Source organism: Methylobacterium sp. CB376 (genome assembly GCF_029714205.1).
Taxonomy (GTDB): Bacteria; Pseudomonadota; Alphaproteobacteria; order Rhizobiales; family Beijerinckiaceae; genus Methylobacterium.
This window is the reverse complement of sequence record NZ_CP121648.1, coordinates 2,831,383-2,851,866: the sequence shown is the minus strand read 5'-3', so window position 1 is coordinate 2,851,866 and position 20,484 is coordinate 2,831,383. Positions and strand designations below refer to the sequence as shown.

18 protein-coding genes and 1 pseudogene are annotated in these 20,484 nt (G+C 67.8%); 8 read left to right on the top strand and 11 right to left on the bottom strand.

Annotated elements, in window-relative coordinates; translation table 11 throughout:
• Positions 1-18: 18 nt before the first annotated feature.
• On the bottom strand, positions 19-471 hold the full coding sequence (locus QA634_RS12880; protein WP_012332391.1) for a BLUF domain-containing protein: 453 nt from the start codon (positions 469-471) through the stop codon (positions 19-21).
• 506 nt (positions 472-977) lie between these two features.
• Here QA634_RS12880 and QA634_RS12875 point away from each other — a divergent pair.
• A complete protein-coding gene (locus QA634_RS12875) occupies positions 978-2,666 on the top strand; it encodes a methyl-accepting chemotaxis protein (RefSeq protein ID WP_018260893.1) in 1,689 nt (562 codons plus the stop codon).
• Between the two features lie 41 nt (positions 2,667-2,707).
• On the opposite strand, the gene hydA is transcribed toward QA634_RS12875, so the two are convergent.
• The gene (hydA, locus tag QA634_RS12870; RefSeq protein WP_012332389.1) at positions 2,708-4,219 is read right to left on the bottom strand and encodes a dihydropyrimidinase; all 1,512 of its coding nucleotides are present in this window, start codon (positions 4,217-4,219) and stop codon (positions 2,708-2,710) included.
• 149 nt (positions 4,220-4,368) lie between these two features.
• On the opposite strand from hydA, the gene modB reads away from it, so the two are divergent.
• Both modB and modC read left to right on the top strand, forming a co-directional pair.
• Positions 4,369-5,058, top strand: coding sequence for a molybdate ABC transporter permease subunit (gene modB / locus QA634_RS12865; RefSeq protein WP_026190656.1), 690 nt, complete (start codon positions 4,369-4,371; stop codon positions 5,056-5,058).
• Entirely contained in the window at positions 5,055-6,173 is a 1,119-nt protein-coding gene (modC, locus tag QA634_RS12860) for a molybdenum ABC transporter ATP-binding protein (RefSeq protein ID WP_012332388.1), read from the top strand. The genes modB and modC overlap by 4 nt, the downstream gene beginning before the upstream one ends.
• Positions 6,174-6,276: 103 nt before the next feature.
• Here modC and QA634_RS35860 read toward each other — a convergent pair.
• The 3 genes and pseudogenes from QA634_RS35860 to QA634_RS12845 form a co-directional block, all read right to left on the bottom strand.
• A pseudogene (locus tag QA634_RS35860) lies at positions 6,277-6,427 on the bottom strand (IS110 family transposase); the annotation flags it as partial.
• Between the two features lie 117 nt (positions 6,428-6,544).
• A complete protein-coding gene (locus QA634_RS12850; protein WP_012332387.1) occupies positions 6,545-6,871 on the bottom strand; it encodes a transposase in 327 nt (108 codons plus the stop codon).
• A gap of 322 nt (positions 6,872-7,193) precedes the next feature.
• The gene (locus QA634_RS12845) at positions 7,194-7,550 is read right to left on the bottom strand and encodes a hypothetical protein (RefSeq protein WP_012332386.1); all 357 of its coding nucleotides are present in this window, start codon (positions 7,548-7,550) and stop codon (positions 7,194-7,196) included.
• 181 nt (positions 7,551-7,731) lie between these two features.
• Between QA634_RS12845 and QA634_RS12840 the strand changes: the two genes are divergently transcribed.
• Both QA634_RS12840 and QA634_RS12835 read left to right on the top strand, forming a co-directional pair.
• The gene (locus QA634_RS12840; protein ID WP_012332385.1) at positions 7,732-8,358 is read left to right on the top strand and encodes a hypothetical protein; all 627 of its coding nucleotides are present in this window, start codon (positions 7,732-7,734) and stop codon (positions 8,356-8,358) included.
• Entirely contained in the window at positions 8,339-9,373 is a 1,035-nt protein-coding gene (locus tag QA634_RS12835; protein ID WP_012332384.1) for an alpha/beta fold hydrolase, read from the top strand. Before QA634_RS12840 ends, QA634_RS12835 begins: the two co-directional genes overlap by 20 nt.
• Before the next feature lie 40 nt (positions 9,374-9,413).
• On the opposite strand, the gene QA634_RS12830 is transcribed toward QA634_RS12835, so the two are convergent.
• The 6 genes from QA634_RS12830 to QA634_RS12805 form a co-directional block, all read right to left on the bottom strand.
• On the bottom strand, positions 9,414-9,548 hold the full coding sequence (locus tag QA634_RS12830) for a hypothetical protein (RefSeq protein WP_265576598.1): 135 nt from the start codon (positions 9,546-9,548) through the stop codon (positions 9,414-9,416).
• Positions 9,549-9,688: 140 nt separating this feature from the next.
• Positions 9,689-10,948, bottom strand: coding sequence for a DUF2382 domain-containing protein (locus tag QA634_RS12825; protein WP_043701157.1), 1,260 nt, complete (start codon positions 10,946-10,948; stop codon positions 9,689-9,691).
• A 914-nt stretch (positions 10,949-11,862) separates the two neighbouring features.
• The gene (gene fahA, locus QA634_RS12820) at positions 11,863-13,173 is read right to left on the bottom strand and encodes a fumarylacetoacetase (protein ID WP_012332382.1); all 1,311 of its coding nucleotides are present in this window, start codon (positions 13,171-13,173) and stop codon (positions 11,863-11,865) included.
• Positions 13,173-14,534: a homogentisate 1,2-dioxygenase gene (hmgA, locus tag QA634_RS12815; protein WP_012332381.1), complete on the bottom strand. Its 1,362-nt coding sequence runs from the start codon at positions 14,532-14,534 to the stop codon at positions 13,173-13,175. Before hmgA ends, fahA begins: the two co-directional genes overlap by 1 nt.
• Positions 14,535-14,773: 239 nt before the next feature.
• Positions 14,774-16,000 (bottom strand): cytochrome P450, encoded by a 1,227-nt coding sequence (locus QA634_RS12810; protein WP_012332380.1) that lies wholly within the window; start codon positions 15,998-16,000, stop codon positions 14,774-14,776.
• Positions 15,997-17,205: an ABC transporter substrate-binding protein gene (locus QA634_RS12805; protein ID WP_012332379.1), complete on the bottom strand. Its 1,209-nt coding sequence runs from the start codon at positions 17,203-17,205 to the stop codon at positions 15,997-15,999. Before QA634_RS12805 ends, QA634_RS12810 begins: the two co-directional genes overlap by 4 nt.
• A 162-nt stretch (positions 17,206-17,367) precedes the next feature.
• Here QA634_RS12805 and QA634_RS35855 point away from each other — a divergent pair, with 162 nt between their 5' ends.
• From QA634_RS35855 to QA634_RS12790, 3 genes are all read left to right on the top strand, one after another.
• Entirely contained in the window at positions 17,368-18,192 is an 825-nt protein-coding gene (locus QA634_RS35855; RefSeq protein ID WP_168169151.1) for an AMP-binding protein, read from the top strand.
• 223 nt (positions 18,193-18,415) lie between these two features.
• Positions 18,416-19,399 (top strand): FkbM family methyltransferase, encoded by a 984-nt coding sequence (locus QA634_RS12795; RefSeq protein ID WP_083784667.1) that lies wholly within the window; start codon positions 18,416-18,418, stop codon positions 19,397-19,399.
• 377 nt (positions 19,400-19,776) lie between these two features.
• Complete coding sequence (locus QA634_RS12790) at positions 19,777-20,151, top strand: hypothetical protein (RefSeq protein ID WP_012332378.1); 375 nt, start codon at positions 19,777-19,779, stop codon at positions 20,149-20,151.
• Positions 20,152-20,484: the final 333 nt, after the last annotated feature.

Below are 20,484 nucleotides of genomic sequence, written 5' to 3'. Positions count from 1 at the left end.
GGGCGCGGTTCCGGCGCCTCAGCCGGCGAGGCGCTGGGGCTCGCGCTTGGCGCGCTCGAAGGCGTCGAGATCGACGGCGAGGCCGAGGATCTGCCGGGCGCTCATCCGGACCGGATCGAGCGGGCCGCCGATGCCGTGGGCCAGGAAGACCTCCTGCATCTCCGGGTTGCGCATCGCGCCGCCCATGGTCCAGTTCGGGAAGAGCCGCGCCGGGACGTTCTGCACGGTCACGATCGTCGCCGCGCTGTGGCGCGTGTCCCGCCCGATCCGCGCGTAGGTGTCCGAGACGCGGGCGCGGTCGCCCTCCAGGATCTGCACGAACCACGTCTTGTCGAAGATCAGGAAGCCGGTGATGCCGTCCCGGCCGTTGTTGCGCTGCGAGGCCGACACGATCTCGCGCAGGTTGGTCAGCATCGCGCGGTCGCCGCCCTGCACGGTGTTGCGGCTGTAATAGACGAGCTGGTGGATCATCGAAAACCTGCCTGATGACGGCGCCGGGACGGCGCCCGTGCATTGGCTGTTCGAAATCCTAACCAGGGATGAATTCGCCCCAGGGGGAGCGGATCTCGGCCGAGTTCGCGCGGCGAAGTGGTGAAATGTACCTTAATTCCTATTTCTAGGACCAAGGACCCAGGTCGACCGGCGCCAACGCGGCGCCGCGCTCCTCCCCGCTCCGCCGCTCGGCGCGGGCCAGCTGATCCGACGCCCGGGCGCGACCTTCTCTGATCTGCCCTTGGGGCATCGTCTCAGGTTGACGCAGGGGGCGCGCCGCCAGATCACCACTCGATCTGGTGCATTGCACCAGGCCTGCCCGCGCGGCCGGGCGCGATCTAAGAATAATGTCCGCAACAAATGCCGGCCTCCGGGTTTCAGCATTGGTAATCATTATCTCTCTGGTAACGAGTGCAATCCAAAGAATGGCGCGTCGGCGGTGCGCCCCTGGGTTCGGGCGGCCAAGCCAGCCTTTGGAGTCGGTCGTGTCGGTCCAGCCCCTGTCCATCCGCACGAAATTGATCGCTGCGTTCACGCTTCTCGGCCTCGTCATCGTGGGGCTCGGCGCCCTCGGCCTCGTCAGCACCCAACGGATGCGCGAGCAATCGGCGGCCGTCGAGAAGGACTGGCTCCCGGGCGTGCGCGCCCTGGGCGAGATCGACACGCGGGCGGCGCGGCTGAACGGTGTCCTCTTCCGCCACATCCTGGCCACCGATCCGGCCCTCACGGCCACGATCGAGAAGGACCTGGTGCGGTTCGGCACCTGGGTCGAGGAGGCCAAGGCCAAGTACGAGCGCCTGATCAACGCGCCGGAGGAGCGCGCGCTCTACGATGCCTATCGCCGGACCGCCGAGGCGTTCGAGGCCGAGCGCCAGATCGTCCTCGACCTGTCGCGCCGGGGCGAGAAGGCGGCGGCCTTCCAGCATTACGAGACGAAGGCGATCGGGCCGCGCCGGGCGATGTCGGACGCCCTCGAGAAGCTGGTCGCCTACACCAACGACGGGGCGGAGCGGGCCCAGGCGATGAGCGAGGGCGCCTACGACACCGCCCGCACCATGGCCTGGCTCGGCATCGCGGCCGGGCTCGCCCTGGCGGTCGCCCTCGCCGGCCTGATCGTGCGGGGCGTCACGCGGGGCATCGCCTCGGTGGTCGCGCCCATGCAGGCGCTCGCCGCCGGCGACGTCTCGGCGGCGATCCCGCACCGGGGCGAGCGGACCGAGCTCGGCACCCTGGCGGACGGGGTCCAGGTCTTCAAGGACAGCCTGCTGCGCATGCGCGCCCTGGAGGAGGACAGCCAGGCGGCGCGGGCGGGCGCGGAGGCGCAGCGGCGCGCGGCCATGCGGGAGATGGCGGACGGCTTCGAGCAGGCGGTCGGCAGCATCGTCGGCCTCGTCTCGGCCGCGGCGAGCCAGCTCCAGGCCACCGCCCAGGGCATGGCGGGGGCCGCCACGATGACGGCGGAGCAATCGACCAGCGTCGCGGCCGCCGCCGAGGAGGCGGCCACCAACGTCAACACCGTCGCGGCCGCCGCCGAGGAACTCGGCGCCTCGGTGCGGGAGATCAGCCGGCAGGTCGGCGGATCGGCCGAACTCGCCCGCGAGGCGGTGCAGGAGGCCGGCGTCACGGCCGAGTCGGTGCGCGAACTCAGCGCCGCGATGGGCAAGATCGGCGACGTGGTGACCATGATCACGGCGATCGCCGGCCAGACGAACCTGCTGGCCTTGAACGCCACGATCGAGGCGGCGCGGGCCGGCGAGGCCGGCCGCGGCTTCGCGGTGGTCGCCGCCGAGGTCAAGGAACTCGCCAACCAGACCGCGCGCGCGACCGAGGAGATCACCGCCCAGATCGCCCGCATCCAGGGCACCACGGGCCAGACGGTCTCGGCGATCGGCGCGATCACGCGGCGGATCGAGGAGATCAGCCGGGTGGCGACCTCGATCGCCGCCGCCGTCGAGGAGCAGGGCGCGGCGACGCAGGAGATCGTGCGCAGCGTCGCCCAGGCCGCCGAGGGGACCGGCGAGGTGACGGCCAATGTCGGCGGGCTCGCGGCCGCCGCGGGCGAGACCGGCGCGGCGGCCTCCCAGGTCCTGGCGGCCTCCTCGGACCTCTCGCGCCAGTCGGACCAGCTCGGCCGCGAGGTGAACGACTTCCTCGCCCGCGTGCGCGCCGCCTGAGCGGCGCGTGCGCGCCGCCTGAGCGGCGCGTGCGTGCCGCCTCAGCTCCGGGGCGGCACGGCCGCGGCATCGAATCCGTCCGGCACCCGCCCGGTCGGGCGCACGAGCGGGTAGGGCCCGCGGGCGAGGAAGCGCCCGGAACCGGGCTCGGCCAGGACGGCGCCGTCGCGCACCGCGACCTCGCCCCGGCGGATCACCGTGGCGGGCCAGCCCGTCACGGCGAGCCCCTCCCACGGCGTGTAGTCGATGGCGTGGTGGAGCGCCGCGTTGCGAATCCGGCGCTCGGCCGAGGGGTCCCAGAGAACGAGGTCGGCATCGGCGCCCGGCGCCAGCGTGCCCTTGCGGCCGGCGAGGCCGAACAGCCGCGCCGCGTTGGCCGAGGTCAGGCGCACGAAGGTGGGCAGGTCGATCCGGCCCTTGGAAACCCCCTCGGAGAACAGCAGCGGCAGCCGCGTCTCGATGCCCGGCACGCCGTTCGGGATGGCGTTGAAGGCCGGCATCCCGTCCGGCCGCGCCTCGGCCCCGCCCTGGCCGTAGCCGCTGCTCCCCGGGTCGCGCTTGGCGGTGGCGAAGGAGAAGCCGCAATGGTCGGAGGAGACGATGTCGAGCGTCCCGTCCGCGATCCGCGCCCAGATCCGCTCCCGCTCGGCCGGCGCCCGCAGGGCCGGCGAGCAGACCACCTTCGCGCCCTCGAAATCCGGCCGCGCCAGATCCTCCGTCGAGAGGGTGAGGTATTGCGGGCAGGTCTCGCCCCAGACCTTGACGCCGCGGGCCCGCGCGCGGGCGATCTCCTCGGCCGCCTCGTCGCAGGAGACGTGGAAGATCTGGATCGGCTGGTCGACGAGTTCGGCGAGCGCGATGGCGCGGTGCGTCGCCTCCCGCTCGACCACGGGCGGGCGCGCCCAGGCGTGCTGGAGCGGATCGGTCAGGCCCGCCGCCAGGAGGGCCCGGATGCGCCAGCCGATCGCGTCGAAATTCTCGCAATGCACGGTGACGAGCGCGCCGAGCCGGCGCGCCGTCGCCAGCACCTCCAGGTACTGGCCGTCGGTCAGCCGCAGCGGATCGTAGGTGAGGAAGACCTTGAGGCTGCGGATGCCGCGCGCCACCAGGGCCGGCACCTCGCGCTCCAGCACCTCCGGCGTCGGGTCGGTGATGATCTGGTGGAAGCCGTAATCGGCCCGCGAGGCGCGGGCGCGCGCCTCGTAGCCGGGCGCCGTGCGGGCGATCGGGTGACCCTTCCATTGCGGCACGAAGCAGATGAAGGAGGTGGTGCCCCCGGCGAGCGCCGCCGCGGAGCCCGAGGCGAAACTCTCCTCCTGGACGCCGCCCGCCTCCGAGGGCTCCTCGATGTGGCAATGCGGGTCGAGCCCGCCCGGGGTCACGACGAGGCCCTTGGCGTCGATCTCCTCGGCGCCCGGGCGGAGCGCGCGGCCGATCGCGGCGATGCGACCGTCCCTGATCGCGAGATCTGCCTCGAAGGTCTCGGCCGCGGTGGCGAGCAGCCCCCCTCGGACGACGAGATCGAAATCGCGGTCGTGGCTGGCTGGCGGCATGCGGGCTCCTCCCTCGGGCGACGCGTCGGACGCGAGGATGCCCGAACTCCGCTGCCCCTGCGACACCGGATCCGGCGCTCCTCCTCGCGGCCTCATGCGAGAACCGTGCTAGAGCGGAGCCGTCACGCCTCGCCGACCGGAGCGGAGCCCTGCCTGTCCTCACGCCCGACGAGTGGAGCGCGCTGCGGCTCAGCCTGCAGGTCGCGGGCGTCGCCACGCTGGCGAGCCTGGTCCCGGGGCTGCTCGTCGCCCTGCTCCTCGCCCGGGGACGCTTCCGCGGCCGGGCCCTGCTCGACGGCCTGGTGCATCTGCCGCTGATCCTGCCGCCGGTGGTGACGGGCTACCTCCTGCTCCTCGGCTTCGGCCGCCGGGGCCTGTTCGGGGCCGCCCTGGCCGAGATCGGGATCGTGTTCTCGTTCCGCTGGACCGGCGCCGCCCTCGCCTGCGCGGTGATGGGCTTTCCCCTGATGGTGCGGGCGATGCGGCTCTCGATCGAGGCGATCGACCCGCGCCTCGAACAGGCGGCCGCCACCCTCGGGGCGCCGCCGCTCGGGGTCTTCGCCGTCGTCACCCTGCCGCTCGCCCTGCCGGGCATCCTGGCCGGCGCGGTGCTCGCCTTCGCCAAGGCCATGGGCGAGTTCGGCGCCACCATCACCTTCGTGTCGAACATTCCCGGCGAGACCCAGACCCTGCCCTCCGCGATCTACGCGCTGACGCAGGTGCCGGGCGGGGAGGACGGGGCCCTGCGGCTGACCCTGGTCTCCGTCGCCGTCTCGATGACGGCGCTCCTCGCCTCGGAGGGGCTGGCGCGGCGGGCGAAGCGGCGGCTCGGCGCGTGATCACCGTCGAGGCAAGCCACGCGCTGGGGCACTTCTCCCTCGACGCCGCCTTCACGGCCGCGGGCCGCGTCACGGCCCTGTTCGGCCGCTCGGGCGCGGGCAAGACGAGCCTGGTCAACGTCGTCGCCGGCCTGCTGCGTCCGCGGGCGGGCCGCGTCGTGGTGGACGGCGCGGTGCTGCTCGACACGGCGGCCGGGATCTGCGTGCCGGTGCACCGGCGCCGCGTCGGCTACGTCTTCCAGGACGCGCGGCTCCTGCCGCACCTCAGCGTGCGCCAGAACCTGCTCTTCGGGCGCTGGTTCGCGGGGTCCGGGAGCGCGGCTCCCGGCCGGGCGGAGCCCTCCCTCGGCGCGGTCGCCGATCTCCTCGGCCTCGGCCCCCTCCTCGCCCGGCGCCCCGCCGGACTCTCGGGCGGCGAGCGGCAGCGGGTGGCGATCGGCCGGGCCCTCCTCGCGCATCCGCGCCTGCTCCTGATGGACGAGCCGCTCTCGGCCCTCGACGAGGCCCGCAAGACCGAGATCCTGCCCTACCTGGAGCGGCTGCGGGACGAGGCCCGGGTCCCGATCATGTTCGTGAGCCACGCGGTGGCGGAGGTGGCCCGGCTCGCCGACACGGTGGTGGTGCTGGAGGCCGGCCGGGTCGCGGCGAGCGGGCCGGCCGACGCGATCCTGCGCCGGTCCGACCTGCTGCCCGGGCCGCAGGCCGCGGAGGCGGGCGCGCTCCTGGAGCTGCGGGTCGCGGGCCACGACCCGGATTTCGGCCTGACGCGGCTCGAAGGCGCCGTGGGCAGCCTGACCGTGCCCCGCCTGGACCTGCCGGTGGGGAGCGGCGTGCGCGTGCGCGTGCGCGCCCGCGACGTGCTGGTGGCCCTGGAGCGCCCGCGCGGCCTCAGCGCCCGCAATCACCTGCCCGGCACGATCCGGACCATCGCGCAGCAGCCCGGCGCCTACGCGACGGTCGAGATCGCCTGCGGGGCGGCCCTGCTCTCCGCCTCGCTCACCCGGCACGCGGTGCACGAACTCGGCCTGAGGCCGGGCCTGGAGGTCTTCGCCCTCGTCAAGGGCGTCGCCTTCGATCCCGCCACCATCGCGAGCGGGGCGGAGGTCGCGATCTAGATAGAAACTGGCTCCGCCTGCGTGAGGGTGCAGATGAAGCCGAGCCGCTCGATCTGGCGCACGAGGGCCTTGGCGCGGTGCTCCGGATCGACGTTTCGGAAGCGGTGGGGTCCCAGATCGATGTAGGCTGTCCCGTCGAGGAGCATGTGGTAAGCGGCGGTGAGCAGGGAGGCGGCCACGGCGCAGATCGCCTTGTTGGGACCGCGGCGGGCGCGCAGGCGCTGGAACTGGGCCTGCGGGTAGCTCTGCTTCTTGCGCACCGCCCTCGGGCCGCGAGCGCCACGCGTCGTAGCCGGATGGCGAGACCCGCAGCGCGCGGCAGAGGGTGCGCACGGGCCAAGTGCCCTGGTGGTCATCGATGAAACGGAACTTCATCGCGGCGTCTCCGCGAAGATGCCGATGGCCTTTTTTAAAATGTCGCGCTCCGTGCGGGCGCGCTCCAGCTCGCGACGCAGCCGCGCGATCTCAGCAACCTGATCGGCGGGTGAGGCCACGGGTGAGAAGGGCTGTGCTGCCGGAGCGGCCGCCCGCGAGCGGGGCGCCTCGCCGGTGAGAACAGCGCGCCAGTTGCGCAGCATCGAGGGCTGGATGCCAAGTTCCGCCGCGATCTGCATCTGCGGGCGCCCGCTGCTCTCCAGGAGGGCCACCGCCGCGCGCTTGAATTCGGGGGTGAACTCCCGTCGCGTCTTCGTCGCCATTGAACGCCTTCCTCGCTCCCCACGAGCGTATCAGAGGCGTCCACCAACTCGAGGGAGGATCATCCAGCATTGACGATTCGCGGCCTTGCTGTTGGACCATTCAGCGTAGGCGCCTCGAAAGAGAGACATTCAACTGTTCTTGGGCCATCGGGATTCCTCCGCATGCTTAGCGCTCCGTGCCGTGAGCCGATTACGCGGGTCTGCGGCACGCCGATCATGGTAACGGGCTGAACCTGGGGCGGACGAGACGCCGCCCCTCCTCGCGGTGGCGCCGGCACTCACAGAAAGCAATTCTCGACTATCAGCCGAGTTAATCGCCGCTTCATCCTCGAAGCGCCCAGACGCAAGATGACCCCGGCCAACGACGGGCCTTGAAGGTGGTCTCGTCACCGTTCCAGAAGGCGATCTCGCCGGAGATGGCGTCGGGTCGGTCGAACTCAGCCCAGCCGTCGCCCCAAACCTCGGTCCCCTCATCCGAGCCATGGAACCGGAAGCCCACATCCGTTTGGCTGTAGGAGCAATCGAGGCTCGCGACGACCACCCCGAAGCGGAACTCGCCCGTGCCGCCAGGTTCGAACGCGATGAAGGCCGGCTCGATCATATCGAGGTAGTCGTTGTCCCATGTGCCGGTCTCGGTGATCCGCCACTGGCCCCGGAACCGTTCACGGATGCTGCTCATGTGACCCATCTCCAGATCGGCACGAAGGACGGACCATGGCCGGTGAGAGCACGCCGACAACGCGGGACGCCATTCTCGCGCAGTATCGACCGGTCCGAGCATCCATCCAGGTCGTTCTCGCTCAAGCAGTCCCGCGCTGCAAGAAGGCCGATTTCGACCGGGCCCTGAGCAACTCAACCTCGTGGACGAGGCGCAGCTTGAGGATGAGACGACCTTCAACATGCTTTGCGATGTCGCCCTGGTCGAGCCCAACCAGCGCGGTCGGCGCGTGTTCGACGGCTTCCTGGGCGATCGCCTCGCCTCTCTGGACTCGCCTGAGCGCGATCTGGCGCCCTGCCTCGCCGATGCGTTCTTCTCGATCTTCCGGGTGGCCGGCCGGCACGAGCACTCGGGCGTGTGGGTCGAGGATCTTCTCGCCTCCAGGCGCCGGCTCTGGTTGCTCGACGAGCGCGTCGAAGCCTCCGCGCCGGAGAACCTCGTGATCGCCGTGCGGGTGTTCGACGCCGGACCATCGTATGCCGGCGTCGCGATTGTCGTGCAGCCGGACGAGGACATGGCGGCGTTCTGCACGGCAGCCGCCGCGCGGTGCGATCGCATGCCCGCGCGCCACGCGCTGGCTGCGGGGCTGTATAGGGACGGCATTCTGCCGCGCAGCATGCACGGTGCCGCCGTCACGGATATTCTCGCTGCCTTAGCCGAGGCCTGGATGCCTGGCTCGGGTCAGGGCTCAGGGGCAAAGACGGCTCTCAGCCACAGGCAGCACCAGGCGGCGTCGGCAGGTCGGAGGAATGGTTTTGTTTCGGTTTGATTCACGGCGCGCAACACGCCGGACCGCGTCGGGCACAGCCAAGCTCGTCAGGTCCACGGTGAAGGCAGCGCACACCGCGGCCAAGCAGCAGACCAAAGTCGTTCGGCAGACGAGGCACATGCTGAAGGCGCTCGAGCGAGAACCGTCGAGCCGACCACCCGGGCGGTTTGTCGATGTCGACGGGCTGAGGGTTCACTACATCGTGCGCGGCAAAGGGCGGCCGGTGGTGCTGATCCACGGCAATGGGACGATGGCGGAGGACTTCGTCATCTCCGGCCTCCTCGATCAACTCGCGAAGAAATATCGCGTGATCGCGATAGACCGGCCGGGATTCGGTCACACGGAGCGACCGAGGCACCGCATCTGGACGGCATCGGCGCAGGCACGGCTCCTCGAGCGCGTGCTGGCGCAGCTCAACGTCGAACGGCCCGTTATCGTGGGGCATTCCTGGGGCACCATCGTGTCGCTGGCGCTCGCCACCCAAACCCAATCCGACCTGCGAGGGTTGGTCCTGCTGGCGGGATACTACTATCCGAGTCGGCGGACCGATGTGGCCCTGATCACGCCGCTCGCCGTCCCGGGCATGGGCGATGTCGCACGCGCTTTAATGCCGGACGCCATCGGACACCTCCTCGCACCGCAGGTCTTCCGGCACGTGTTCAAGCCGCAACCGGTCCCAGCACGCTTCATGGCGCGGTTCCCGGTCGCGATTTCAATCCACCCTACCCAGGCGCGCGCAAGCGCGGAGGACACCGCGACCATGAACGCGGCCGCGGCTCTGCTTGAGCGACACTACCCGACGCTTCGCTTGCCCGTCGCAATCCTGGCCGGCGACGCGGACGCGGTCGTCGACGCCCGCGCGCAGTCCCGGCGTCTCCAAGAGGACGTGGTCGGAAGCACGTTGCTGATTCTGCGAGGCCAAGGACACATGATCCACTACTCGGCGAGAGCCAAGATCGGGCAGGCGATCGACGCCCACATGGCACTTACGAACAAAAGCCTGAAACGGCGTTGATTGCCACACGGGTGCTACGCGGGTGGGCTTGCACCATCTCTCACGGCATGACGGTTCCTGAGCCGATGGCCTTGACGGCATGCGACCTGCACACCTCGCCAGCAGTCTTGCTTCTGCTGTCAAGCTCCTCATACGGCATCCGGTTGATGGCTTCGCCATCTCCGATTTCGGCCATGCGGATGTCGGCGTCGCTCAGGCGCCGCGCGGGCTTGGGATCCGGGATCCGCTTCGATCAGGCGGATCCCGGATCCCACAGGAACAGAAAGATCGCGATCAAGTCATTGATCGCGATCCAAGACCATAAGGCCCAGCAGATTACTTGTTACTGTAAGCCAAGTTCGGTCGCGCGTTGGCTGCGCGCTCTTTCGTATTCGAGATCTCGACCTCGTCGCGCCGCACTGTGTCTCTCACCGTTTCGATACGCTTCGTGCGCTCGCGGCGGACGACGACCTCTTCCCGCACCTTGACGCCTTTTCCGACGATCGGCACTTCGGATGTCTCGATCATCTCGACAGTGAGTTCAGTCAAGGCCTCACCCGTTACAGCGTCGGTAGCTGGCCTGCGCCGTTCAACCACAACCCTTTCGTCATAGAGCGCCACCTTCTGCTCAACCGAGTTCTCCACGACGTAGCGGCGGACCGTGGTGGTGCCGCTGTTCACCGTATGCTTGCCCACGATCAGCGTCTCTTCCGCCAGAGGAATTACTTCCTCCTCGTGGGTGGATTGCCGGGTCGAGGATGCTGGGGCAGTCGCCGAACGAGCGACGGAACGGCCCTGCGGGAAGCCCCACATGCCAAACATCGCATCCCAGAATAGGGAGCCCGAGCTTAACGGCGCAGCGGCAGTGCGCTGAGCGCCCTCCGCAGCGGTCCGGATTACCGTCCGGGAGCTCTCCTCCACGACCTCGGCCGCTTGCCTGACTTGCTCAGCGGCCTGTCGTGCCGCCGCCCTGGAGCTCCGCTCGCGGTCTGCAGCTTCCTTCTCCCTAGCTAGCACCTCTTCTGCCCGATCACGTTCCCGCTTTTGCTCGGCGCGGCGCTGTTCAGCCTCAACGCGCCTGGCTTCGTCGGCTTCAGCCTGGTCACGCTCCCGCTTTTGCTCGGCACGCCGCTGTTCAGCCTCAACGCGCCTTGCCTCTTCGACTTCGGCCTTGCCGTCCTCGATCTTACCGGCAACGGTCTGCGCCTCCTCGTCGCTTAGCACCTTCATAACTGTCGGGAGCAGCTCCTTCCGCTCATCACGCACGCTTTGCTGAAACACCTTTCTCAGCTCAGCAACCTTGGGGGCGAACTCCTCACTACTCTTCGGCGTCTGCTCAAGTTCAGCCAGCAGCCTGCGGGTCTGTCTGTTGTCGTTCAGAGCCTGAGCCACGAGCTCCCTGGTCTCTTTGTGCTTACGAAGGACAGGAAAAAGGTGCTCTTCTTCAAGCTGAGCGGAGAGCTCCAACTCAGACTTGAGTTCAGCAAGCAGGCGCTCTCGCGTCTTAACCGCGTTCTCGGAGGTCTCTGCGAGCCTCGCAAGGAGTTCGGTTGCCTTGGCTGGACTGGTTTGAATCAGCTGCCTGATGGTGGTCATGCTAACCCTCGTGCAGGGTGGGATGAAGATCATCAACACGGAACTCAAGCAGTGGCGAATCCACTCGGTCCTGAGTTCCTCGTGGTGATTTCGAGGCGTTGAGTTGCAGGATCTTCCGTTGTCCGGCGCGTTCGTGCGCTCTCTTGATGTCGACGTGGGACGGGTCACCGCGCCCGCGACCCCGTGACAGCACGAGGCCCGGGGCCCCGCGGCAGTATGAGGTTTCATGCTGCATCGCAATGAGCAACGGTCTCCCGCACCAATCGGTTCCGATGAGTTGGTCGTGCGGCTCAGCCAAAATTCTTTGTAGATGCTTCGGTGAATTCGTAATAATCTACAGACATACAATTTTCTCGCGCCCGTCTCAGTCGAGAGCGTCTGGTGCACCGCACGGGTGAGCCGCGCTGCAATCCGGTTCGGCGGAGTATAGTCACGCTCCCCGCGCTGAAGCGCTCGATCCGCGTCATCGTCGGGGTCTGCAGCAGACCTCCGAGCGCGGCGGTGGACCACTACGCAGGCCTTCGCCGCGATCGCGGCGGCGGGGCGGGGCTCCGCGGTGGTGGCGAGCGAGGTAGAGGCGCGCGCCGATCAGATCGAAGGCCGGCGACGAGATCGTCCGCCAAGTCGGCGGCATCCAGAGCGCGACGGGCGGCACCCTGCAGGCTATCCAGGCGACCCGCGCCGCCATGGAGGACCTTGGACGCGCTCGCCGCCGAGATTACGCAGGCTATCGGGCCAGCAGGAGCAGGAGACCGCGAGCATCAGCCGCAACGCCGAGCACGCGACCTCGCACACGGGCCGGGTCGGGGCGAGCGTCGGCGCGTGGCGCGGGGCGGTGAACCCCTTTGCAGAGACACCCCAACGGGATGCGCAGCCGGGAGGATGAGAGGTCGAGCGCCGATCGCCGGAGAGCTTCAGGGCGCCGCTCCAAGGAGCTCCGCCCGGCACTCGCCGAAGCCGATCGGCGCGAAGGTGTCGCGGACGCCGCGTGCCCGCAGGATCACCTCGTCGCCGTCCTCCAGAAACCGGCGCTCCTCGCCCGACGCGAGCCGGAGCGGCTCCCGGCCACCGAGGGTCGCTTCGAGGAGGCTGCCGCAGGCGTCGCGGTCCGGGCCGGAGATCGTGCCCGTCCCGAGCAGGTCGCCCGGCTGCAGGTTGCAGCCGCCGCCGGTGTGGTGGGCCACCATCTGCGCCACGGTCCAGTACATGTGCCGCGTGTTCGAGGCCGAAATCCGGTGGGGGCCGAGGCCCGCCGCTCGCAGGCCGGGCGTCAGCAGCAGCACCTCGAGCCGGAGGTCGAAGGCGCCCCTTCGCTGGTCGACCTCGTCGGTTAGGTAGGGCAGCGGCCGCGGATCGCCCTCCGGCCGGGGGCTCTGCGCGATCCGGAAGGGTGCGAGCGCCTCCGCCGTGACGATCCAGGGCGAGATCGTCGTGGCGAAGTTCTTGGCGAGGAACGGTCCCAGCGGCTGGTACTCCCACGCCTGGATGTCCCGCGCCGACCAATCATTGAGGAGGCACACGCCCGCGATGTGCGCGTGCGCGTCGCCGATCGCGATCGGCTCGCCGAGAGTATTGCCGGGGCCGATCCACACCCCGAGTTCGAGTTCGTAGTCGAGTCGCCGCGAGGGGCCGAAGACCGGGTCGCCCGCCTCCGGCGGCTTTGACTGCCCGCGCGGGCGCCGCACCGGGGTGCCCGAGGGCCGGATCGAGGAGGCGCGGCCGTGGTAGCCGATCGGCACGTGCTTGTAGTTCGGCAGGAGCGGGTTGTCCGGCCGGAATTGCCGGCCGATATTCTCCGCGTGGTGGATACCGACGTAGAAGTCGGTGTAGTCGCCGATCGCGGCCGGCAGGTGGAGCCGGCAGGACGAGGCCTCATGCAGCAGGGGCGCGACCCGGTCGCGATCCGGCGAGCCCTCCGCGAACAGGGCTGACAGGCGCGCCCGCAGCGCCCGGCGCGGCCCCGCCCCCAAGGCAAGGAGCCTGTTGAGCGTCGTCCCGCCCGCGGCCTCGGCGGCGAGCGCGGCCTCGCCCGAGAGGAGGTTCGCGGCAAGCAGCGCCGGCAAGTCGAGGATGCGCCCGCCGATCGCGACGCCCGCCCGCGGCGTCCCGTCACCCGGCGAGAACACCCCGAGCGGCAGGTTCTGGATCGGAAAGTCCGAGTGGCCGTTCGCGCCGGGCACCCAGGAGCGCAAGGTCGCGGCGTGGGTGGCGTCGATGTCGGCCATCACCGCGCCTCGGCACGGTTCGGGTCGAAGTGCTTGGCGAGCTTGCGCCCGTAAGCGGCGTAGTCCTTCTGCCGGGCGGGCGTCTCAGCGGCGAAGCGGCTGACCTTCTGGGGAAAGCGCGTCTCGAACATGAAGGCGAGCGTGCCCTCCAACTTGTGCGGCTTGAGATCGACGTTCGACGCCCTCTCGAAGGCGTCAACGTCCGGCCCGTGCGGCAGCAACGTGTTGTGCAGCGAGGCCCCGCCCGGCCGGAAGCCGCCGCCGGTCTTAGCGTCGTAGACCCCGTAGACCAGCCCCATGAACTCGCTCATCACGTTGAGGTGGTACCAGGGCGGCCGGAAGGTGTTCTCCGCCACGAGCCAGCGGTCGGAGAAGATCACGAAGTCGATGTTGGCGGTGCCGGGCGTCTCGGAGGGCGAGGTCAGCACCGTGAAGATCGACGGGTCGGCGTGGTCGAACAGGATCGGCCCAACCGGCGAGAACTTGCGCAGGTCGTACTTGTAGGGCGCGTAGTTGCCGTGCCAGGCGACCACGTCGAGGGGCGAGTGGTCGATCTCCGCCGCCCAGAGCGCGCCGCCCCACTTCACCAGCATGGTCCCGGGCGCGTCGCGGTCCTCGTAGGCGGCGACCGGGGTGAGGAAGTCGCGCTGATTGGCGAGGCAGTTGGCGCCGATCGGGCCGCGCTCCGGCAGTGTGAAGGCGCCGCCGTAATTCTCGCAGACGTAGCCCCGCGCCGGCCCGCCGAGGAGGTCGACCGCGACCTTCACCCCGCGCGGGATCACGCAGACCTCGCCCGGTTCGACGTCGATGATCCCGAACTCGGTGCGCCAGCGGAGCGCTCCCTCCTGCGGCACGACCAGCATCTCACCGTCCGCGTTGGAGAAGTACTCGTCCGGCATCGAGCGGGTGGCGAAGTAGAAGTGGGCGCCCATACCTGCCTGGGCACCGGCGTCGCCCGCCGTGGTCACGGTGCAGATGCCCTCCACGAAGGACAGGGGTTCCGAGGGGATGGCCACCGGGTCCCAGCGCAGGGGCGCGGGCGGCAGGTCGACCAGCTCCGCCGGTGCCGTAAGCCAGAGGCGAGCGTCGACTTTTCGGAAGTCGCCCCAGTGCATCACCGTGGGGCGGATGCGGTAGAGCCAGGAGCGCTCGTTGGCGGTGCGGGGCGCCGTGAAGGGTGAGCCCGAGAGCTGCTCGGCGTAGAGGCCGTAGGGGCAAATCTGCGGCGAGTTGCGTCCGATCGGCAGCGCGCCCGGCAGTGCCTCGGTCTCGAAGCCGTTGCCGAAGCCTGACATGTAGCCGGGGTGGATCTGGGCCGCGGCAATCGTGCCCGCGGGATCGAGACGGCCGTGCTGGTTCATGGCGGGATCTCCTGTTGGTCGGGACGGATCACGGTCGAGCGCGCGGCCGCCCTCGGCTTCCGAACGGAACGCCTCGGCGACCGGGATCGTGGCGAGCAAAGGCCCGCGGGGTGCCATGGGATCGGACAGGGACGGGAGCGGCCCCCACGCCGCCGAAGGCGCGGGCGGGCGCGTCCTCGTCTCGTACCGACCGCCCGAGATGCTGCCGCATCGCGCCGCCATCGCGCGGCGCTGGCGAGTCAGGCTTCGACACGGGCCGGCAGCCGGCTGAAGCCGCGGAAGCGCACCCGCCGCGAGCGAAGCGGCGGACCATCGAGCGCGTAGGACGGAAACCGCGCCAGGAAGCGCCCGATGGCGATCCGCCCCTCCAGCCGCGCGACGGTCATGCCGACGCATTGGTGGATGCCGCTCGCGAAGGCGAGGTGGCGATTCGGCTCGCGGGCAACGTCGAAGCGGTCGGGATCGGGAAACTGGTCCGGATCACGGTTCGCCGCCCCGATGCCGAGCGTGATCTGGGTACCCGCCGGGAAATCGCGTCCACCGAGCGCGAAGGGCTTGGCAGCGATGCGGTTGCCGAGCTGGTTCGAACTCTCGAAGCGCAGCATCTCCTCGACCGCCCGGCGGAGCAGATCCGGCTCAGAGAGGAGCCGTTCGCGCGCCTCCGGCCATTGCGTCAGCAGGTGCAGCCCGTTGCCGATCAGGTTGGTGGTGGTCTCGTGGCCGGCATTAAGGATGAAGATGCAGTTCTGCAGCAATTCCTCGGGCGAGAGGCGCTCCCCCTCCATCTCGCCCTGGATCAGACGGGTCAGGATGTCCCGCTCCGGATCACCGAGACGGCGCCGCCTCTCGGCGACGAGACGCTTCAGGTAGTCCAGGAATTCGGTTACGGCGCGGTTGCCGGCCTCCATCGTGGCGGCGTCGAGGACCGGCTCCAGCGCGCCCAGGATGGCGAGCGACCACGCCCGGAGCGGCTCCCGCTCGGCCCGCGGCACGCCGAGCAGGTTGCCGATCACCTCGACGGGGATCGCGGCGGCAAAATCCTCGATCAGGTCGATCCGGCCGCGCTCCTCCGCCGCGTCGAGGAGCCCGTCGACGAGCGCCACGATGCTCGCCTCCATCGAGGCGATCGCCCGCGGCGCCAGGGCACCCGCGATGATCCGCCGGACCCGGGTGTGGCGCGGCGGGTCGTTGAAGACGAGGCTCGTCGTGTGATGCGCGTACAAGGGAGAGGGACCGAACTTGGCCCCGAACTCCACGACCTTGTCGGAGCTGAAAGTGGCGGCGTCCTTGTAGACCCGCTCCAGGTCCACGTAGCGGGTGAGCAGGACCTGCCCCGGCGCGAAGACGTGGACTGGGGCGTGGGTGCGCAGGGCCGCGTAGACCGGGTAGGGGTCCTCGATGAACCCCTCCGGCAGGCGCCGCAGGTCGAAGCGTCTGGCGCGCTCGGCCGCGTCCACCGCGCTCACCCGTTCTGCCCGGCGCAAGCCGGGTTTATCGGCAGGAAGGCCTCGCCCTGCGGGATGGAGCGCACCGCCTCGTAGAGGTCCCAGGGGCCCTTGCTCTCGCGCTCGCCCTTCACCCGATAGAGGACGGGGTCGTAGAGAAGCCGCCCGTCGGCCCTCAAGGTCGCGGGATGGCCGAAGAAGGCGACCGGCATGGCCCGCATCGCCTTGTTGACCGCGAGCGCCTCGTCCGTGCCGGCCTGTGCGACCGCCTTCAGGTAATGCGTCACGGCGGTGTAGATCAGCGCCTGGTTCTTGGTCGGCATCACGCCGGTCTTGTCCTGGAAGCGCTTGGCGAAGGCGCGGGCGGGCTCGCTCTGGTCCCAGTAGAAGGCCGAGGAAAAGGTCAGGCCGTGGGCGACCGGCAGCCCGAGCCCCTTGATATCGGTGATGTAGACGAGGAAGCCCGTGAGGGTCTGCCCCCCCTGCGTCAGGCCGAACTCGTTCGCCTGCTTGATCGCCTTAGTGAAGTCGTCGCCGACGCTGGCGAAGGCGACCACGTCGGCGCCCGAGGATTGGGCCTGGAGCAGGAAGGAGGAGTAGTCGGCGGTGGCGATGGGGTGGCGCGACGTGCCGACCACCTTGCCGCCGAGCGACTCGACGACGGCCGTGGCCTCCTTCTGGAGCGCGTGCCCGAAGGCATGGTCGACGGTGATGAAGTACCAGGATCGGCCGCCGCGCTCGAACACCGCACGCGCGGTGCCGGCCGTGAGCGCGTGGGTGTCGTCGGTCCAGTGTGACGACGTGGGCGAGCAGGTCTTGGCGGTGAGGTCGGAGGTCGCCGCGGCCGTGATCATCACGGTGCGGTTCTTCTCCTTGGACACGGCCTGGACGGCGAGCGCGATGGCCGTGACTGGCAGGTCGACGACCGCGTCGACCTTCTCCACGTCGTACCAGCGCCGGGCGATGCTCGACGCCACGTCGGGCTTGTTCTGGTGGTCGGCCGAGACGATCTCGACCGGCTTACCCAGGATCCAGCCGCCGGCATCCGCGGCGGCCATCTCGGCCGCGATCACCGAGCCGCGCCCGCCGCTGTCGGCGTAGGGTCCCGAGAGGTCGGTGAGCACCCCGATGCGGACCACATCGTCCGAGACCTGCGCCGCGGCGGGGCCGGCGAGGAGGGAGAGCGCGAGGGCGGCCCGGCGCAGGCCGGCAGCGGATCGTTTCATCGAAGGACTTCCTCCCGGGCCGGCACCGACGCTCTTTCCGGCGGAGTGCGGCGGCCCCGTCCGTCACAGCCGATCCCGGGCGGCAAGGCAAGCCGCTCCCGGAGGCCCGCCGCCCGCCTGACGGCGGAAAATCGGTGAACGAGCGTTCCGGACATCGGAGGGGTGGCCAGCGCCGTCGCGCGAGCCGTTCCCCGCAGGAACGATGCGGGAGCGGAGCGTGCCGATGCTGCAGCGCGCGGACACCATGCCGACCTCGTCGCAGGCTTCTGCTGGGCGATCCCGCAGCGCTACATCATCGGCGCCGACGATTGCGACCGGCACGCCCCCGGCGATCCGCTGGCACTGATCGACCTCGACGGGGCGGACGCCACGCAGCACTTCGGCTTCGACGACCTCCGGCCCGCCTCGAACCGCTTCGCCAACCGGCTCGCCACTCAGAGCCTGCGGCGGGGCGACCGCCTCGGCGCGCTGCTCCCGCCGAGCCCGGAGACCGCGATCGCGCACCTCGCGAGCTCCCGGGCCGGGCTGATCACCGTCCCGCTCTTCACGCTGTTCGGGCCCGGACGCGCTCCTCCATCGGCTCGGCGACGGCGGCGCGCGAGCGGTGGTGACGGACCTTGCAGGGGCCGAGAAGCCGGCTTTCCTGCGCGACCGGCTGCCGGACCTGGAGCGGGTCTAGACCGTGGACGGACCGGGTCCGGACCCGGCGGTGAGGCGGAGCGGCAAGCTGGGCGGGGATGCCTAACGACCCGTGAACGCCGGCGCGATCGCGTTTGCGACAGGCTCGTCGAGGTCCCGCTGCAAAGGGTTGCTCAAAACCGTCTGCAGGTACGCCCTTGCTCGTCCGTGGTAAGCTGCACGCGGCAGGCGAACCGGCCTCGCTGGTGCCCGGGAATGTCGAAGCGTACCTCGCATTCCAGCCGACCACGAGTTAGGCGACGGTCAGCTTCGCGTCGACGTCGATCGCTGTCGATGTCCGCAGATTGAGGATGGAGGTGGAGCACCATGAAACGCGAAAAGCTCCTTTCCTGGACCCACGCGTTGCAAAAACCGACAAAGACGCGCCGGGTAGGTGAAATTTTTTGACTGAGACGCGAACTCGGCGGTGGGATCAACGTCAGTATTATAGGTGAAGCATTCCTACCAACCCGGGCGGCCTTCGCAAATTCGACCATAGGTTTAAACTACGTGAAATCGCGAGGGACGATCTATGAAAGCGCAGATTCTACAGCTTTTCTCATGGTTCGTAAGGAAGCTTCCCGAGAGACGCAAGATACAGATTGTGAAAACTTTAGCAGACGATCAAGAATTCGCCAGGCTGCACGCAAGATATGCTATCGCAGCATTTGCCGGGCCAGCTGGCGTCACCGGCGTAGCGAGTAGAGGGGTGTCAGGCACAATCGTGAGTCAACCTTATGACTTCTCAGTGCACCGTGCTTACTCTGAAAAGGGAGACTGGGCGAAAACGACCGTGGATAAATTAAAAGAGTTTTTTGACAAGAATGGTGGGGTGGGTTACTACTTAGATATAGGCGCGAATATCGGTCTTACAACTATTCCGATTGCGCAGTCATATCCAAATGTTCATTGTTTTGCATTCGAACCAGAGCCGCATAACTTTATGAACTTAGAAATTAACACAAAGATAAATTGTAGACATGCAAATTACAAGCTTTTCAGGCTGGCTTTATTCAAGGAAAACTCAAATTTGCAGTTCGAAATTGCACCTGAAAATCTAGGAGATCACAGAATTAGAATAGGTGGCAATTTTATCGGCGATATTGGCGAACATCTGCGACCAGTCATAAACGTCGAAGCAGTTCCTTTGAATGATTTCGCCGCTTATATCAAAACTCCGCTTGCTGTAAAAATTGATGTTCAAGGCGCAGAACCATTTGTTTTTGAGGGCGGCAAGGATGTGCTAAAGAAAGCTGGACTAATAATATTAGAATGGTGGCCTTACACGATGAAAAGGATGAAGGCGGATCCTGATATAATATTTGAATTTATAAAATCCAATTTTGCTTCATGCAGCATAGCTGCTGCAGAAGGAACCGGCGAGAGCAGAAGCTATGCCGCGCAAGATGCAATAAATATCTTAAAGAGCAACTATGATAAAGAAGCAGAAAGTGACAAGATTTACTATGATCTAACCATGACGACACCCGTCGATAAAAATCATATTCTCAGATGAGGTCAGCTTTGGGCAGATAGATTGGCCTGAATTTGTATTCATGAAGTGGAGAAAAGCTGATAGATGCTGCCAATGGTGGCGCTATAAAGTTTCAAGTTACTATTTTTATCATAAACTGCCAATTCTAACGCAGATCAACACCATCTGATTCGATCATGCCAGGACAATGTTTCAGGCACCCAGCATCGAAGCCAAACGCAAATTTATTGCGTGCTCATATTTAATTCGAGCAGAAATCCTGTATTTGTTTGGGAATATTTCAGCTTGCTTGGTCGGTCCTTGGCATCCGTTTAGAGGGCGCGGTTGCCGCCCTGACCCGATCCGTGTAGCTCGCGCACGCAGTCGCCGCGCAACGGACGCGGCCTACGTCTCCGCCTATGAGCCGCCGCAACCCCCGCCGCGCCTACGACGAGCAGGGCCGCGCGATCCCGCCGCCCACGATCGGCTGGATCCGGTCCGAGGAGGGCGACCGCACAGCCTTCGTGCACGCCAACGCGACTCACTGCGGCCACGAGGCGGTGATCAGCACGGATCGCTTCCCGGACAGCCTGCCGTTCCCCGACATCGCCCTGCACCCGCGCTGCTCTGCGTGCGGGGCGAAGAGCGTCGGGGTGATGCGCGATGTGGTCGGGATCCACCGCCGCCTTCAAGCGCACCGGGTGGAGTATGGGCAGAGAGGGGACCCGGCCGCCGGCGACCGGGTGACGGGGCGGGACACGCCCTGGCCGGATAAGTCAGGATCTAGGATTTAGAGAAGCCGCACCCACTCTTCATTGGCGTGTTATAACATCCATTCTGCATGCATTGTGAATTAGCGTCAGCACAACGAGAGTGGCAATTATAAGCTCTTCCGCCCGCATTTCTCTGATCGCAGAATTTAATGCACTGTTGGTTGCGTTCTGAGCACGACATTGCCATTGTAGCATTTGGATAAACAACACAGATTGTAAAGAGGGCGGCCGAGAGGAGTCCAGTGCGTCTCATAGCCGAACTTTCCCGTTGCTTGGCCTTCAAGTTAAGGCTCAAGGTGTACAAGCCGTCAAGCTTCTGACGGGCCACCAATCAAAAAGGTCCGCTGCGGCCCG